The following is a 16,221-nucleotide window of genomic DNA, read 5'->3' as shown; positions in this document are numbered from 1 at the left end:
CTCCTGCGCCGTCAGGCGTCTCTCGCGGCGGCACGCGCCTGAGCGGGCGTTACATCCGTCATCAGATGATCACTGAGGTGAATGGTCTGGGTCTGTTCCAGTTCGCGGCGGCGCTGGCCAACAACGCCGCCGGTACTGCAGGAGCTGCCCTGATCATCCACAAACTTCACCATTTCTTCTTCCCAGACCTTGTCCAGTGCTTCCGGTGTATCGTCGCGCTCCTCCGAAGCCACAAGCTGTGCCAGCTCCTGTCGATCGGTTTTGCGACCAGACAACTCCAGCAACGAATCCATGACTACGTGGTAGAGACTTTCGCGCTGGTACAACCGCTCGCCCAACAGGCCCAGAATGTGGTGGATATCTTCCAGCCAGTTCCGGATCTCGTCCCAGGGGCGGGTCGACAGATACTCCAGAAACAGCGGCAGGTAGTCCGGTAGCTCCCTGGCGTCGATTTCCAGCCCGTTGGCGCGATACTGCTCCATCAGATCAACCATTGCCTGGCCGCGATCACGGGATTCACCGTGTACGTGCTCAAACAACAGTAACGAGGTGGCCCGGCCTTTGTCGAAGGTGCCGGTATAGGCCTCTTCAAGATCCAGCAAGTCTCCGTCACACAGGCGGTCAATACACTGGAGCAACTGCTCCTTGTTTTTCCGTGGCAGCCGGCCGTCCTCCAGAACAGCGGCAACCAGGGCATCTTTGGAGGCCTGAAGTTCCGCCGTCGGGTACTCCAGAATTCTTGCCAGTACTTTTAATAGCTTCATAGTGGCCCCCTTAATCCTGCAACTGTTTCGGATCGACCTGCTTTACCGTGGTCAGCTTCTGCACCATGGTGGTGGTCTGTTTGCGGCCGCCGAACATGTTGAACTTGCTGTCGCCGTTGCAGCCGTCGCCGAAACTGAAACCACACCCGTTGCGCTCACCGTGGGCAGTTGCGTCCGGGAAGGCTTCCTTCGCCAGCTCGCGGTGACTGGTGGGAATCACAAAGCGATCCTCATAGTCAGCAATGGCCAGGTAGCGATACATTTCGTCGGCCTGAGCCTTTGTCAGGCCGGCTTCTTCCAGTGCCCGCAGGTCTTCAACGCCTTCAACGGTTTCTGCGCGCTTGTACAGGCGCATGGCCATGATGCGCTTGAGGGCACGCACGATCGGCTTCTCATCTCCTGCGGTCAACATGTTGGCCAGGTACTTGACCGGAATGCGCAGGCTTTCGATCTTCGGCAGTATGCCGTCGAACTCAACCTTGCCGGCCTCTGCTGCAGACTGGATCGGGCTCAGGGGCGGCACGTACCAGACCATCGGCAGGGTGCGATACTCCGGGTGCAGAGGCAGGGCCAGTTTCCAGTCCACCGCCATTTTGTAGACGGGGCTGCGCTGGGCCGCGGCAATAACGTTCATGGGTACGCCATCTTTCTTCGCCTGCTCGATCACCTTCGGATCGTTCGGGTCAAGGAAGATTTCCAGCTGCTTTTCGTAAAGCTCATGCTCGCCCGGGGCACTGGCTACTTCCTCAATGCGATCCGCATCGTAAAGCAGCACACCCAGGTAGCGGATACGCCCTACACAGGTCTCGGAACACACAGTCGGCATACCGGCTTCAATGCGCGGGTAGCAGAAGATGCACTTTTCGGACTTGCCGGTTTTCCAGTTGAAGTAGATCTTCTTGTACGGGCAGCCGGAGACGCACATGCGCCATCCGCGACACTTGTCCTGGTCGATGAGTACAATGCCGTCTTCTTCACGCTTGTAGATAGCGCCACTCGGGCAGCTGGCGACACACGTCGGGTTCAGGCAGTGCTCACACAGGCGTGGCAGATACATCATGAAGGTGTTTTCAAACTGGCCGTAGATATCCGCCTGCACCTGGTCGAAGTTTTTATCCTTGCGACGTTTGGCAAACTCGGTGCCCAGGATTTCTTCCCAGTTCGGGCCCCACTCGATTTTCTGCATGCGCTGGCCGGAGATCAGCGAGCGTGGCCGTGCGATGGGCTGGTGCTTGCTGTCACCTGCGGTGTGCAGATGCTGATAATCGAAATCAAACGGCTCGTAGTAGTCGTCGATTTCCGGCAGATCCGGGTTGGCGAAAATATTCGCCAGTACCCGGAAACGACCGCCAATGCGTGGGCGGATCTTACCGCTGGCATCCCGCATCCAGCCGCCTTTCCATTTGTCCTGGTTTTCCCACTCTTTCGGGTAACCGATACCGGGCTTGGTCTCGACGTTATTGAACCAGGCGTACTCCATGCCTTCACGGCTGGTCCATACGTTTTTACAGGTCACTGAACAGGTATGGCAACCGATGCACTTGTCCAGGTTCAGCACCATGCCTACTTGGGAACGGATTTTCATTTTACAGCCTCCTGGACAGTGTCGTTGCCTTCGCCGTCAAGCCAGTCAATGTTCTTCATTTTACGCACCACAACAAACTCATCGCGGTTGGAGCCTACGGTTCCGTAGTAGTTGAAACCGTATGAGAATTGCGCGTAGCCGCCGATCATATGGGTCGGTTTCGGGCACACGCGGGTAACGGAGTTGTGAATACCGCCCCGGGTACCTGTAATCTCGGAGCCCGGTATATTCACGATCCGCTCCTGGGCGTGATACATCATGACCATGCCCGGCATAACCCGCTGGCTCACAACCGCCCTGGCTGCAATAGCACCGTTAGCGTTGAAAAGTTCAATCCAGTCGTTGTCCTCGATTTCCATTTCCTTGGCGTCGTCTTCGCTCAGCCACACAATCGGGCCACCGCGGGACAGGGTCAGCATCAGCAGGTTGTCGCTGTAGGTGCTGTGGATGCCCCACTTCTGGTGCGGGGTAATCCAGTTCAGCGCTTTCTCCGGATTACCGTTGCTGCGCTGGTTCAGCATGCTGCTGACCGTCTTGGTGTTGATGGGTGGCCGGTAAACCAGCAGACTTTCGCCAAAGGCCCGCATCCACTCGTGGTCCAGGTAGAACTGCTGGCGCCCGGTGAGGGTGCGCCAGGGAATCAGTTCGTGCACGTTGGTGTACCCGGCGTTATAGGACACATGCTCGTCCTCCAGGCCAGACCAGGTGGGGCTGGAAATGATCTTGCGCGGCTGTGCCACTATGTCCCGGAAGCGGATTTTTTCCTCTTCCTTGTTCTTCGCCAGGTGCGTGTGATCCAGACCGGTGATGTCGGAAAGCGCCTGCCAGGCCTTTACGGCAACCTGGCCGTTGGTTTCGGGTGCCAGGGTCAGAATCACTTCTGCGGCATCAATGGCACTTTCGATCTTCGGCCGACCGGCGTTGGCACCGTCGATATGCTTGTAGTTCAGGTCGCCCAGGAACTTCACTTCTTTCTCGGTGTTCCAGTTAATGCCCTTACCACCGTTACCCAGCTTGTCCATCAGAGGCCCAAGGGAGGTGAAGCGGGCGTAGGTGTTCGGATAATCCCGCTCAACAGTGATAAAGTTGGGCGCGGTCTTGCCCGGAATCAGCTCACATTCACCACGCTTCCAGTCCTTTACATCAAAGGGCTGACCCAGCTCTGCCGGAGCATCGTGCAGCAGTGGCAGAGTGACCACATCCTTCTCGACGCCCAGATGACCTTCTGCGGCTTTCGAGAACGACTTGGCGATACCCTTGTAAATTTCCCAGTCACTGCGCGCTTCCCATGCCGGATCTGTGGCGGCGGTGAGCGGGTGAATGAACGGGTGCATGTCTGAGGTATTCAGATCGTTCTTCTCATACCAGGTGGCCGTCGGCAGAACGATGTCGGAGTACAGGCAAGTGGTGGACATACGGAAGTCCAGGGTCACCAGCAGGTCGAGCTTGCCTTCCGGGGCTTCGTCGCGCCATTTCACTTCCTTGGGCTTGGCGCCGCCTTCGTGGCCCAGATCCTTGCCCTGCAAACCGCTTCTGGTGCCCAGCAGATACTTGAGCATGTACTCATGGCCCTTACCCGAGGAACCGAGCAGGTTTGAACGCCAGATAAACAGATTGCGCGGGTGGTTTTCCGGCGCTTCCGGATCCTCGCTGGCAAACGCCAGGGAACCATCTTTCATGGACTGTGCCACATAGTCCGATACTTCCATACCGGCCTTTTCTGCCTCCGCGGCAATACCCAGCGGGTTTCGGTTCAGCTGCGGCGCCGACGGCAACCAGCCCATGCGCTCGGCACGCACGTTATAGTCGATCAGGCTGCCACCGAATCTGGACTTGTCCGCCAGCGGCGACAGGATTTCGTCCACACCCAGTTTCTCATAGCGCCATTGACCAGAGTGCGCATAGAAGAACGACGAGCCGTTCATCTGACGCGGTGGCCGCTGCCAGTCCAGACCAAAGGCCAGCGGCTGCCAGCCGGTCTGCGGGCGCAGTTTTTCCTGGCCAACGTAGTGGGACCAACCACCGCCGCTCTGGCCAATGCACCCACACATAATGAGCATGTTGATCAGGCCGCGATAGTTCATGTCCATGTGGTACCAGTGGTTCATACCGGCACCAACGATGACCATGGAGCGACCCTTGGTCTTGTCGGCGTTATCGGCAAACTCACGGGCAATTCGAATGGCTTTCTCGGCGGGAACGCCGGTAATCTTTTCCTGCCAGGCCGGAGTGTAGGGCTTGACTTCGTCATAGGAAGTCGCGCCATCGTCCTCGCCCAGGCCACGGCTGATGCCGTAGTTGGCCACCATCAGATCAAACACCGTCACCACACGACCTTCTGTGCCATCCGCCAGCTGCACCTTGCGGCTGCCCAGCTTGTGCTTGAGGATGTCCTTGACTTCCACGTGCTGAAAATGGTCATGCTCAATACCGCCAAAGTACGGGAAGGCAACATCGACAACTTCGTCGTGCTTCTCGACCATGGACAACTGCAGGTTGACATCAGAGCCCTTGGCGGTCTGCTTCAGGTTCCATTTGCCCTTCTCCCCCCAGCGGTAGCCAATGGAGCCATTGGGCGCAGTCAGCTCGCCAGAGGCTTCATCAATGGCGACGGTTTTCCACTCGGGGTTGTTCTCTTCACCCAGGCCGTCTACCAGATCGCTGGCGCGCAGGAAACGACCCGGCACGAAGCTGCCGTCATCCTTTTCTTCCAGCATGACCAGGTAGGGCATGTCGGTGTAGCGGCGCACGTAATCGGTGAAATACTCGCTGGGCTTGTCGACGTGGAACTCTTTAAGAATCACGTGGCCCATGGCCATGCCCAGAGCGGCATCGGTGCCCTGCTTGGGATTCATCCACTCGTCAGAAAGCTTGGAAACTTCTGCGTAATCCGGGGTAATGGCAACCGTTTTGGTGCCCTTGTAACGTACTTCGGTGAAGAAGTGGGCGTCCGGGGTCCGGGTCTGCGGCACGTTGGAGCCCCAGGCAATAATATAGCCGGAGTTGTACCAGTCAGCAGATTCGGGAACGTCGGTCTGCTCACCCCAGGTTTGCGGGGATGCCGGCGGCAAGTCACAGTACCAGTCGTAGAAGCTCAGGCACACGCCACCAATCAGCGACAGGTAGCGGCTGCCTGCGGCGTAGGAAATCATGGACATTGCAGGGATCGGCGAGAAACCGATGATGCGGTCCGGGCCGTGCTTTTTGGCGGTATAAACGTTAGACGCACCAATCAGCTCATTCACTTCATCCCAGGTAGAACGCACAAATCCGCCCATACCACGACGGGGCTTGTACTCGGCAGTTTTCTTGGGATCTTCCACAATGGATGCCCAGGCCTCAACCGGGTCGTTGAACTGCACACGGGCGGCACGCCACAGCTTCATCAGGTGCTTGCGCATCAACGGATACTTCAGGCGGTTGGCACTGTACATGTACCAGGAATAGCTTGCGCCACGGGGGCAGCCACGGGGCTCGTGGTTGGGCAGATCGGGACGGGTACGGGGGTAGTCGGTTTGCTGGGTTTCCCAGGTGACCAGGCCGTTCTTGACGTAGATTTTCCAGCTGCAGGAACCGGTGCAGTTGACGCCGTGGGTGGAACGCACGATCTTGTCGTGCTGCCAGCGCTGGCGGTAGCTGTTTTCCCAGTCGCGACTGACTTCGTGGGTTTCGCCGTGGCCGTTCGCGAAGGGCTCGCGCTTTTTGCTGAAGTAGCTCAGCTTGTCTATCAAATGACTCATGGTCTCTCTCCGTCTGCCGGATCGTTTTTCCGATTTAAGACCATTGTGTGGCAGAACAAACCTGAAATCTGCGTGGTTACTACCACATAACCCGCACCTACCACTGACGGGGTATAAGCTTCATATCTCCGGATGGAGGAGGTTCGCGCGCTCGTGACGGCGACTGGAGCGGGCAAATATGACCTGGCAGACAAAAAGCAGCAGAAACAGGATCATGAAAACGGCGCTGCGAACACCTAACCAGTGGTTCACAGCGCCGAACAAAACAGGCAAAAGAAAGGCGACAGAACAGGCACTTACCAGCAACAAGCCGGCAACAAACGCCGCATCCTGCCGGCTTTTAATAATAACCATTCTCTGCAGGCTCCCCATGGCACAGCCCAGGGCCACCCCCAGCACCACCACACAAACACCTTCAACCTTCATGGGTAGCGCAAATTCAACCCTGATAATCATGTCGACGCCTCGTATAAAAAGAGTCATGGGCGGATAGGACAAAACCAGCAGAGCAAACAGACCAACGAGAAGTGCCCGGCCGATGACTCTCGGGCTGCCATAGCGATCGGACAGCCAGCCTCCCAGAACCTGAGCCAGCGCACCCGGGATAACAAACCACTGCGCCAGCCTGGCGCCGGTTTCTACCTGCAGATCGAACTGCGAGGAGAGATAGTCCGGAAGCCAGAGAGCCAGGGCGAAAAAGCTCCCTGCAACGACACCAAAATAGGCGCTCAATTGCCAGATGCGCTGCAGCCTGAAGCGACCGAACAGTATCCGGATGGAGGTTTCGGTTTCCGGATCCGCAAGCACATCTTCCGGGTCGGTAAGGAGCAACAGGAGCGCAAGCACCAGCAACAGTACAATCAGATAGGCGAGCGGTACCCCATGCCAGGAGAACGCTTCATGAAACAGGGGCACAAGGTAGTAGTTGAATCCGGCACCGGTTACGCCCGCACCAAACACACCAAGTACAAGGCCAAGCCGGTGACGCTCGCAGTTACTGGTTACAAACTGCAGGCCCGCGCTGTAAAAACCGCCGGCCAGCCCAAGCCCGCCGGCGGCAAGAAGGTAACCGGGGAAGGTGTCGGTCGTCAGCAGAATCACCATGCACACAGCGAGCCCGGCCAGGCACACAAGCATAATGCGACGGGCACCAAATTTCCGTGCTGCGAGCCCGGCCGGAACCGCCAGCAGCGCACTGACGGCCATGGGCATGGCGAGCAGCAATCCGAACTGGAGGTTACTGAGACTTAACTCCGCACGAAGGTGTATACCGGCGACTGCGAACAGGGTCCAGCAGCCCGCTGCGATAACAAATCCGGTTACTGCGAGCGGTAGAATCACGGCAAGTGATGAGAGCCGTTCATCCTCCTGATCCGCTTCTGACCCCATTTGCCAACGCCTTTATGAACAATTTTTTACTGACTTTCAGTTTCAGCTTTTGCCCTGACACGGGTCAAAGACTATGATGGGATACCAACCATTGGGGTAATTGACTAACCTCAAGGAGGTATTCGAGCCCGGCGACTGAAGACGAGACTCCATGAAATCCAGAAGCCCCCTTGTTAACCGGATTGCCATCGTAGTCTGTGCCGTTGTGCTGACCTCCATTGTCAGCATGGCGACAACACTGGCGGTATCGAAAAGTATTGAGGGTAACGCCACCGCAATTAACCTGGCAGGCGCCCTGCGCATGGGCGCGTTCAGGTTACTGTCGCACGCAGCCAGCCCAGGGGAAAACCAGGCTGGCGAGAACAATATCCGGAATCTCACTGCCGCATACGAGCTCCGCCTCAGGGACAGCAACATTACCCGGGCGATTCCCGCCGCGCAGGATCACCCCCTGGCAGAACAATACCGGGCCATCGAAACCTATTGGGAACAAACCCTGCGCCCCGCCCTTGAGAATCACCCGCAAGACGCGTCGATCAGTACGCAAATGCTTGAGACGACCGAACGCTACGTAGCTTCGGTAAACCAGCTCGTGAGCATGCTTGAACGGCGAACCGAAGCGCGAATCGGGCTTTTGCACCTGATCCAGATAATCAGTCTGGTGTTTGCCATACTGATTATCATCGCCCTCTTTGTTGATTTGCGAAACCGGGTATTAAAGCCATTACGTAAACTGGTGGATATTGCAAAAGCCGTTGGGGAGCAGGATTTTTCCCGCAAGGCAAGCCTCAGGGGTAGCGACGAACTGGCGCAACTGGGGAGTGCATTTGATCAGATGAGCAGTGAACTGGCACTCACCTACTACGAACTCGAAGAGCGGGCACGCCGCAAAACCGAAGAACTGGAGAAGAGTCATGCCGCCCTTCAGCTGCTCCATGCCTCCAGCCGCAGCCTGTTCGCAAACCACGACCTGTGCAGTGGCGCTGTTCCCATGCTGCAGGAACTGGAAGAGCTGCTGGGAATCGGGCCGATTCAACTGTACCTGCACGACAAGGAATCCTCCGAGCCAGTCCAGGCGGTTACAACGGCATCAGCAGAACGGCCTTTTTATTGCCGCGATCACCTTTGCAATGCCTGCCTGGTAACACCGGAAGTTTTTGACGAGCTGCCGATAGAAACACATGACGGTCGCAGGCTGTTGCTGCCCATCCGCACTCCCGGCAAGCTCCTGGGCACTCTGGAAGTGTGGTACCCTGCAGAAAAAGGCCTTTCGGACACATCCCGGCGTCTCCTGGAGACACTCAGCGACCAGTTAGCCACGGCCATTTTCCTCGAACGGCAGATTACCGAAGAGCAACAACTGACGCTGGTGGAAGAGCGCACGGTGATCGCCCGGGAACTGCATGACTCTCTGGCCCAGTCGCTGTCGTATCTGAAAATGCAGGTTGCCCGCCTGCGCCGGCTTAAAATAGAAGGTGACCAGAAGAGCGCCCATGACGCTATTCTGGAAGAACTGAGTACCGGGCTGAACAGCGCCTACCGGCAGCTGCGAGAGCTTCTTGCCACCTTCCGCCTGAAGCTGGATACACCGGATCTGGCCACGGCGCTGCGGAAAACGATCGAAGAGTTTTCAGTGCGCCTGGGCAAACCCGTTGGGTTAAATTACAACCTGCCGCCCCAGACCCTGTCGGCCAATGAAGAAATTCATACGCTGCAGATTGTGCGGGAGGGCCTGGCCAACGCTGTTAAACATGCGGATGCCACCGAAATATTTGTAGATGTGGTGTTTGAGTCACCACAGGTAACCGCCCGAATACGGGATAATGGCAAGGGTTTGCCAGACGGCGGGCAGCCGGTCAACCATTACGGCCTGATTATCATGCAGGATCGTGCCCGCACGCTGGGCGGCCAGGTTGCGGTAAGGGACCGCGATAAAGGCGGTGTTGAAGTGATTCTGAAGTTCGTTCCCAAAAGCCGGCATCTGATCCCTACCGAAACAACAAATACCTGACCACCTGATAACGGCAAGACCATCCTGCCGCTGGGTAATCAAGAAAGAGGAAGCGAAGTACCATGCCTGATACACCGTCGGATACACCTGCAAGCATATTGCTGATCGACGACCACCCCCTGCTGCGCCAAGGTATAAAACAACTTGTTGAAATGGAAGACGACATGGTGGTGGCGGGCGAGGCCAGCAACGCCACAGACGGCATTCGCCTGGCAACCGAAATCGAACCTGATCTCATTCTGATGGATCTCAACATGCCGGAAATCAACGGCATTGACGCCCTGAAAAAACTGCGTGAACTGAATATAGGTTCCCGCATCGTGATGTTTACGGTGTCTGACCAGGAGGATGACGTCGTCGCCGCCTTGCGTGCCGGGGCCGACGGCTACCTTCTGAAGGACATGGAGCCAGAAGATATGATCGCCCAGTTGCACCAGGCCGCCGTGGGCAAGATGGTCATCAGTGACCGCCTGACGACCTTGCTGGCTGAAGCTCTGCGCGCCAACAAGCCGCAACAGACTTCGCGCCCGGATTTCGACAGCCTGACACCGCGAGAAAAGGATATTCTGCGACTGATTGCCGAAGGGCTGTCCAACAAGATGATCGGTCGCAAGCTGGATATCAGCGACGGCACCGTGAAAGTGCACGTAAAACACCTGCTGAAAAAGCTCAGCCTGCGCTCCCGGGTAGAGGTAGCTGTATGGGCTGTGGAAGAAGGCCTGCACAAGGGCTGAGCTATATCAAATCAGGCAGATCCGATTCGGGTTATTCTGGGCGGTCTGAATTCACTGCCCGGAGTTGACTATGGCCCTGTCTCTGCCTGCCGCCCTGCTACCATCCGCCAACCCCCTGGTAAGCGATTCCCTGGCACTGCTCTCAGAGTACCTGCCCTCCCCGGTGCCATTACTGGGGGCCATTGATCGCTCTATTCCGGTTCCGGTAAAACAGCTCATCGCAGAAGCCCCCCTGAACCGGATCTTTGCTGAAGCCATTGCCGATGGCGACTTTGATGATTTCGAGGGCCGCCGCATTCGCCTCGAAGTCAATGGCGGCCAGCCCGGCATCACCTTCGGCTTCTGGGCCGGTCGGCTGAGAGTTCTGGAAGGCCCCGGCGAGGCCACTATCCGGGGTTCTCTCTCTGCCTTCAAAACCCTGTCTGAGCGAAAGCAGGACCCTGACCAGCTGTTTTTCCAGCGCCGCCTGGTGATTGAAGGAGATACCGAACTGGGGCTTGCGCTTAAAAATCTGCTGGATAGCCTGGAGTGGGATTTCAGTATCCGTCAATTATTTTTCTTCTGACGGGGCACAGCAGCGCCGGGTTCCTGACAAGCGTGGCGGCCACGACAGCCGCCACCCTCCCGATTATTTCCAGTAATTATTTGCAGCCGCAACGGTTTGAAAATATGCAGCGATCACCTCAGAGGCATGGATCAGAGAATCCGCGTCCTGTGAATATTTTTCACGCTCGCGGAACAGAACCTCTTTATCGGACTGCGTACTTTTCACTCCCATTCGTGCAAGCTTAATAGCCAGCGCAAAACCTTCCTGGGGCGTTTCAGTTACCAGAGTGGGTAGCCAGACGTCTGAACCTGTATTTTTTTCAGCGTGGGCCGCCAAAGGCAAAGTAAGGGCAAAAACAGCGAGTAATATCAGTACCTTGTTCATTGTTATGGTCTCCGTAAAGGTTCATCAGGTAACATCTCCCGGCAGAAGGTCCTTGCTCTCCTGCAATGCAGACCCTCTGCCCGGGAGTCTATTCATTAAGGATCAAGATAATGATATTTTCAATGCATCTTTATGCTTTATCTTGCTCCTCCCAAAGTAGGGCTCGGGGTTCGGGAAACTGTACAAATGGCATACACACAGGCTTGCAAACTATTTGAGTGCACAAAGTGGAAGCAACCGAAGTGATGACACTGGCTGAAAAACTCTGCCTTACCGCCGCCTTTGTTTTTTTCATGACGGGGCTGTTAACAGGCATCTGGAAATACTGGTGCATGGCCCGCAGCCCGAAAGCGGCAGCGCCCCGGTACGTGGACATTGCCCATCGCAGCTCACTGATGTATAGCTTTGCGGCCGTGCTATTGGGCTGGCTTGCCAGCCACAGCGTGCACCCGGACTGGCTGAACACCCTGGGTGCCGTGTGTGCACTGGGCTTTTTTGCCCTGGCCATTGGCACCTATATCGTCCACGGTTTTCTGCGGGATACCAGCAACCAGCTGCGCAAGCCATACAAGTTGGGCGCCAGTACACTGCCCTCCTGGATGGTTCATGGCTTTATGGTGGCTCTTATTGTAGCTGAAGTAGGCGGCTCGCTGATTCTGGGAACCGGTGCCATGATGGCAATCTGGTGACGGCGGTTCCGGTTCAGGAGGCTTTGGAGAATTCAAATGGCAAAAGGCGTTGTGATCAGGCAACTCAGAGTCGGCAGTCTCACAAGGTTTGCTGATACCGGCACGCTTACGGGCATCTACAAACAGCAAGTTGACTCCGCCTACCTGAACGCCAATGGCCTGAGCGACGACCAGCAAGGTGACAAAACTCACCATGGCGGGCCGGAAAAAGCCCTGCACCACTTTGCCTCAGACCATTATGAGCAGCTGAGGAAGGCACTACCCGAACCTGCGGCCGGGCGTTGTCAGCCAGGTGCTTTTGGTGAAAATCTGGTGACTGAAGGGCTTACCGAAACCGATGTGTGTGTCGGTGATATTTTCAAACTTGGCGAGGCGATTGTTCAGGTATCCCAGCCTCGCCAGCCCTGCTGGCGCCTGAACCTGCGCTTTGGCATACCGGACATGTCCCGGCGCCTGCAAAGCAGCCTCAGAACCGGGTGGTATTACCGGGTGTTGCAGCCAGGGATCGTTCACCGCGGGGACATTCTAACCCTTGAGCAACGACCTAATCCGGAATGGCCCTTGAGCCGAATATTGGCAATTTTGTATGACATAACACTGGAGCCTGCTGCGCTTGCGGGCATGGTGGGGCTGGTACAGCTCTCCCCAAACCTTCGAAACATCGCAAAACAGCGTCTTGCAACGCAACAAGTCGAAAACTGGGAGGGGCGGCTATTTGGCTCTAGCCCACAGAAACAAGATGACGCAACCGGCCCATAACATCCAGATTGTTGGCTTCCATTAACTCCAGAGCCTTCAGGGAATCATCTGGGCGACCTTCACTGTGTGCTCGCACAGCTTCCTTTGCGTAAATATGCACCAGTCGGTGGGGCTCTTCTATAGCCCGGAAGTTCAGCTGGCCAGCATACTGTTTTTTTCCGTCACCCTCGTAATACCACTGTCCGAGACGGCATTCGGTTTCGCTAGGCAAGCTGTCTGCCGTTTTATCGGAAAGCCCTGCCAGAATTTGATACACAGTTAGTTTAATTTCCAGCTCTTCAAGGTTGGCGAGTTCGATTTCAGACAGTAATGCCGCATTACCCAGCGCTTCCGAGGAGGTGCTGGCCAGATCAATCAATACGAGCAACCGGTCGCGGGCGTTCTCTGCCTCTGAGGCCAGGTTTTTCATTTCCTCGCTATTGCTGCGACTGGCTCCAGCAACAGTTTGAGTTTGCGCCCGGATGCGGGCAATGGCGCCTTCAATTTCTTTGGTGGCCTCACCTGCCCGAAATGCAAGACTTCTAACCTCTGTTGCCACCACACTGAAACCGCGCCCATGCTCGCCAGCACGTGCCGCCTCAATACTGGCGTTCAACGCCAGCAACGAGGTTTGATCCGAAACGCCATCTATTACATCGACCAGAGATGTAATACTTCCGGTTTCGGCTTCCAGAGATTCCATTTCCTGAGCCGAGCTGTGGGCGCTCGCACGTGCGCCACCTAACCTTTGCACGAGAGACACCATTTGATCTTTTACCTGGCCTGATTCATCCCGGGTTTTCAGTGCTTCATTGCGACGTGAGCCCAAAAGCAGTGATAGCTCGCCAAAAGATCCTTTGAGTTCACTTAAAGAGTTTCCAAATTGCACAAGCCCTGACATTAATCGACGACCAAGCTCTTGCTGAACCGCGGCTTCTTGCAGCGCTTTGGTTTCCGACTCGAGCCGCACCTCGAGAAGATGCTTGTCCTGGCTGAGCTTTTTCTCGTTCTCCTTAGCCGCATACAACTGTTGCTCAAGCACTTCAATCTGTTTTTTATACCGCCCCAAAAACATCCTGCAACTCCACCAGCCTTAAAGATTACTATTATATGAATCTTTAAAGCTGAATAGTGTACGAAAATATAACGATACTCTAGACAGATGAGCGCATCTCAAAACACCAAAGGTCGATTCCAATGAGTGATGCCAGATTATAGATAGATCAATAACCGCCTTTCTTACCAGTTCCAGCAAAGAAAAACTCCCACTCCAAATCAAACGGAGCCCACCACTTGCCTACGCCCGTTTCTTTATCCTGATAACGATAAGAACACTGTTAGGCCAGACTTCCATTTTTGTGGGGCTAGCTGTACCGCACTCAGGCGGGCGTTTGTCTTTTCAGACCATGCCGGTTAGCGAACTCCGATGCAGCGCCCATTGGGCAGAACCCGTCCATCATCCAGAACAGTCGCCCGCACAGAAGATGGACCTGTTGCACTCACAAACTGGCCGGGGGAAGAGAGTTCTGTAATATCTGTGATGGGAATCGGATGCATAGTGCGACTCTTGATGAACCAACACTATGCTATGCCAATCGCCAACAAATGGTAATAATTCTTACCACGATTATTATTTCAACATCCTATTAGGACGCAATTATTGTGTGTAATGGTCAGTCTGAAATCAGTATGGACTGCTCAAAAGAGTCGGATGGATGCAACTGGCCTATCGGTGCGAGCCTCAAACCCAGCTCTTTGGCAAGATCTTCAAAAGCCTCTGACTCCGCCGGATCGACAGCAACAAGAAGACCACCACTGGTTTGGGGGTCGCAGAATATCAGAGTATCTGCATCACCCATGCCTGCGATCTCCCCAGCAAAGGCAGCAGCATTGCGATGGGTGCCTCCAGGGACGCAGCCCGCTTCAATGTAGCCCTGCACATTTGGCAGTACCGGTACGCTGTTGCGATTAATACGGGCAGACAGATGACTGCCACGGCAAATCTCCAGCAAGTGTCCAGCAAGCCCGAAACCCGTGACATCGGTCATCGCATGCACGCCGGCCAGCTCCGCAAACACCTCGCCAGCTTTGTTCAAGGCTGCCATGGTGTCAACGGCCAGGGCCAGATCGTCGGGCCTGATCCGCCGTTTCTTCAAAGCACTGGTCAGTATGCCCACACCCAGCGGCTTGGTGAGGTACAGCAAATCTCCTGCTTTGGCTGTGTTGTTGCGAATGATGCGGTTTGTGGCCACCTGTCCGGTCACCGCCAGCCCGAAGATGGGTTCCGGCGAGTCAATGCTATGGCCACCTGCCAGCGTAATGCCCGCCTCGGCACAGACAGCACGACCACCGTCGATCACCCGCCCCGCGATCTCGGGCGCCAATGTGGCCACTGGCCACCCCAGAATGGCAATGGCCATGATCGGGCGCCCGCCCATGGCGTAAACGTCACTGATGGCATTGGCAGCAGCAATGCGGCCAAAATCGTAGGGATCATCCACCACCGGCATAAAAAAATCCGTGGTGCTGATAATCCCGGTGCCATTGCCGATATCCGCAACCGCTGCGTCATCACGGCTCTCATTGCCCACCAGCAAACGCGCATCCCGCCGCTCCGGGACCCCGGTGTGGAGTATCCGTTCCAGTATATCCGGGGCAATCTTGCAGCCACAGCCCGCCCCGTGGCTGAGTTCGGTTAATCTGACAGTCAAACGTTCAATCCCTTAGCGTTAAAGGCCTTGTGAGGGGACCAGATCCATACCCGGCTTGCCGTACCAGTAGCCATTGCAGGGCGGCGCCTCCACCAGCTGCAATGGGTCCGTTGCCGGAGCCTCGCCCCGGCGCACCTGGTCATAGCGGCGAACCACCTCTGCCATACCCTGATGCTCCGGGCTCAGGCGCACCGTGGCCACGCCCATTTTCTCCATGTCCGGCATCTCCCGCATCAGGTCGTAGCGGGAGCCAGACAAGGTGGATATTCCGTTCAGGCGAAACAGCTCCTGGGATTCTCGCGAACGAAGCTCCATACCATCGGGATGCTGCAGGCAGCGGAATTCGCAGTTGTCTTTGGGCAGATTGTAGTGCCGCGCCGTAAAGCAGCGGGATGACCAGGCCAGTGGCAGAAAGCCCCAGGCGAACACTTCCGCAGGCAAGTCCAGCCCTGCCTCTTTTAACTCTGCAATCATCTGCTGCAAGGTTTCACGGCCAAGCTCTACCGGCAGGCTCCATCCCTTCAGCCCCTGTTTCGCCAACAGTTTCAGGGTTGCCGTGTTGTAGATGTTCATGGATGGGCCGGTCACAAATGGCAGCTTGTTCTGCGTCGCCAGTTGCAGGGCACTCTGGTCGTTGGCCTCAACCAGATACTCCTGCTGGCTGCAGATTCTGCGCAATGCCCGCAGATCCGCCTCGGATTCGATCAGGGTTTGCGTTGAAAGCACCACCTGCTTGCCGGCCTCCCTGAGCACACCGGCAATATCCAGCCAGTCTGCCAGCCTCAGCTCACGGCGGCGAGAGCACACGGTTTCCCCAAGGTAAACGGTATCCACCGGCCATTCGGCAGCGTTGGCGTAAAAATCAAATACGGTTTGCTTGGACCAGAACCAGAGAATCGGGCCCAGAGAAAGCTTCATCATGGGTTACT

13 protein-coding genes and 1 pseudogene are annotated in these 16,221 nt (G+C 56.2%); 5 read left to right on the top strand and 9 right to left on the bottom strand.

The window, feature by feature from the left end:
- Window positions 1-11 precede the first annotated feature (11 nt).
- The 4 genes from narJ to CDH48_RS00810 form a co-directional block, all read right to left on the bottom strand.
- On the bottom strand, window positions 12-764 hold the full coding sequence (narJ, locus tag CDH48_RS00825) for a nitrate reductase molybdenum cofactor assembly chaperone (RefSeq protein ID WP_100686811.1): 753 nt from the start codon (window positions 762-764) through the stop codon (window positions 12-14).
- 10 nt (window positions 765-774) lie between these two features.
- Window positions 775-2,349 (bottom strand): nitrate reductase subunit beta, encoded by a 1,575-nt coding sequence (narH, locus tag CDH48_RS00820; protein WP_100686810.1) that lies wholly within the window; start codon window positions 2,347-2,349, stop codon window positions 775-777.
- Window positions 2,346-6,089: a nitrate reductase subunit alpha gene (locus CDH48_RS00815; RefSeq protein ID WP_100686809.1), complete on the bottom strand. Its 3,744-nt coding sequence runs from the start codon at window positions 6,087-6,089 to the stop codon at window positions 2,346-2,348. The genes narH and CDH48_RS00815 overlap by 4 nt, the downstream gene beginning before the upstream one ends.
- A 120-nt stretch (window positions 6,090-6,209) precedes the next feature.
- On the bottom strand, window positions 6,210-7,478 hold the full coding sequence (locus tag CDH48_RS00810; protein WP_100686808.1) for an MFS transporter: 1,269 nt from the start codon (window positions 7,476-7,478) through the stop codon (window positions 6,210-6,212).
- Between the two features lie 151 nt (window positions 7,479-7,629).
- On the opposite strand from CDH48_RS00810, the gene CDH48_RS00805 reads away from it, so the two are divergent.
- From CDH48_RS00805 to ubiT, 3 genes are all read left to right on the top strand, one after another.
- On the top strand, window positions 7,630-9,489 hold the full coding sequence (locus tag CDH48_RS00805; protein WP_100686807.1) for a histidine kinase: 1,860 nt from the start codon (window positions 7,630-7,632) through the stop codon (window positions 9,487-9,489).
- Window positions 9,490-9,551: 62 nt separating this feature from the next.
- The gene (narL, locus tag CDH48_RS00800) at window positions 9,552-10,223 is read left to right on the top strand and encodes a two-component system response regulator NarL (protein WP_100686806.1); all 672 of its coding nucleotides are present in this window, start codon (window positions 9,552-9,554) and stop codon (window positions 10,221-10,223) included.
- 70 nt (window positions 10,224-10,293) lie between these two features.
- Window positions 10,294-10,788, top strand: a complete 495-nt coding sequence (gene ubiT / locus CDH48_RS00795; RefSeq protein ID WP_100686805.1) for a ubiquinone anaerobic biosynthesis accessory factor UbiT — start codon at window positions 10,294-10,296, stop codon at window positions 10,786-10,788.
- 63 nt (window positions 10,789-10,851) lie between these two features.
- On the opposite strand, the gene CDH48_RS00790 is transcribed toward ubiT, so the two are convergent.
- Window positions 10,852-11,154, bottom strand: coding sequence for a hexameric tyrosine-coordinated heme protein (locus CDH48_RS00790; protein ID WP_100686804.1), 303 nt, complete (start codon window positions 11,152-11,154; stop codon window positions 10,852-10,854).
- A 218-nt stretch (window positions 11,155-11,372) separates the two neighbouring features.
- Between CDH48_RS00790 and CDH48_RS00785 the strand changes: the two genes are divergently transcribed.
- A complete protein-coding gene (locus CDH48_RS00785) occupies window positions 11,373-11,843 on the top strand; it encodes a hypothetical protein (protein WP_227520866.1) in 471 nt (156 codons plus the stop codon).
- A gap of 36 nt (window positions 11,844-11,879) precedes the next feature.
- Complete coding sequence (locus CDH48_RS00780) at window positions 11,880-12,602, top strand: MOSC domain-containing protein (RefSeq protein WP_100686803.1); 723 nt, start codon at window positions 11,880-11,882, stop codon at window positions 12,600-12,602.
- Here CDH48_RS00780 and CDH48_RS19655 read toward each other — a convergent pair.
- From CDH48_RS19655 to CDH48_RS00765, 4 genes and pseudogenes are all read right to left on the bottom strand, one after another.
- The gene (locus tag CDH48_RS19655) at window positions 12,565-13,650 is read right to left on the bottom strand and encodes a methyl-accepting chemotaxis protein (RefSeq protein WP_318276702.1); all 1,086 of its coding nucleotides are present in this window, start codon (window positions 13,648-13,650) and stop codon (window positions 12,565-12,567) included. The genes CDH48_RS00780 and CDH48_RS19655 overlap by 38 nt on opposite strands.
- Window positions 13,651-13,804: 154 nt before the next feature.
- Window positions 13,805-13,897 (bottom strand): annotated as a pseudogene (locus CDH48_RS19070) (iron transporter); the annotation flags it as partial.
- A 357-nt stretch (window positions 13,898-14,254) separates the two neighbouring features.
- On the bottom strand, window positions 14,255-15,292 hold the full coding sequence (selD, locus tag CDH48_RS00770) for a selenide, water dikinase SelD (protein ID WP_100686801.1): 1,038 nt from the start codon (window positions 15,290-15,292) through the stop codon (window positions 14,255-14,257).
- 18 nt (window positions 15,293-15,310) lie between these two features.
- Window positions 15,311-16,213, bottom strand: a complete 903-nt coding sequence (locus CDH48_RS00765; RefSeq protein WP_100686800.1) for a U32 family peptidase — start codon at window positions 16,211-16,213, stop codon at window positions 15,311-15,313.
- Window positions 16,214-16,221 lie beyond the last annotated feature (8 nt).

Source organism: Marinobacter aromaticivorans (assembly GCF_002806975.1).
GTDB classification, from domain to species: Bacteria; Pseudomonadota; Gammaproteobacteria; order Pseudomonadales; family Oleiphilaceae; genus Marinobacter; species Marinobacter aromaticivorans.
The sequence above is the reverse complement of the archived record's forward strand: the minus strand, read 5'-3'. Positions and strand labels throughout refer to the sequence as shown.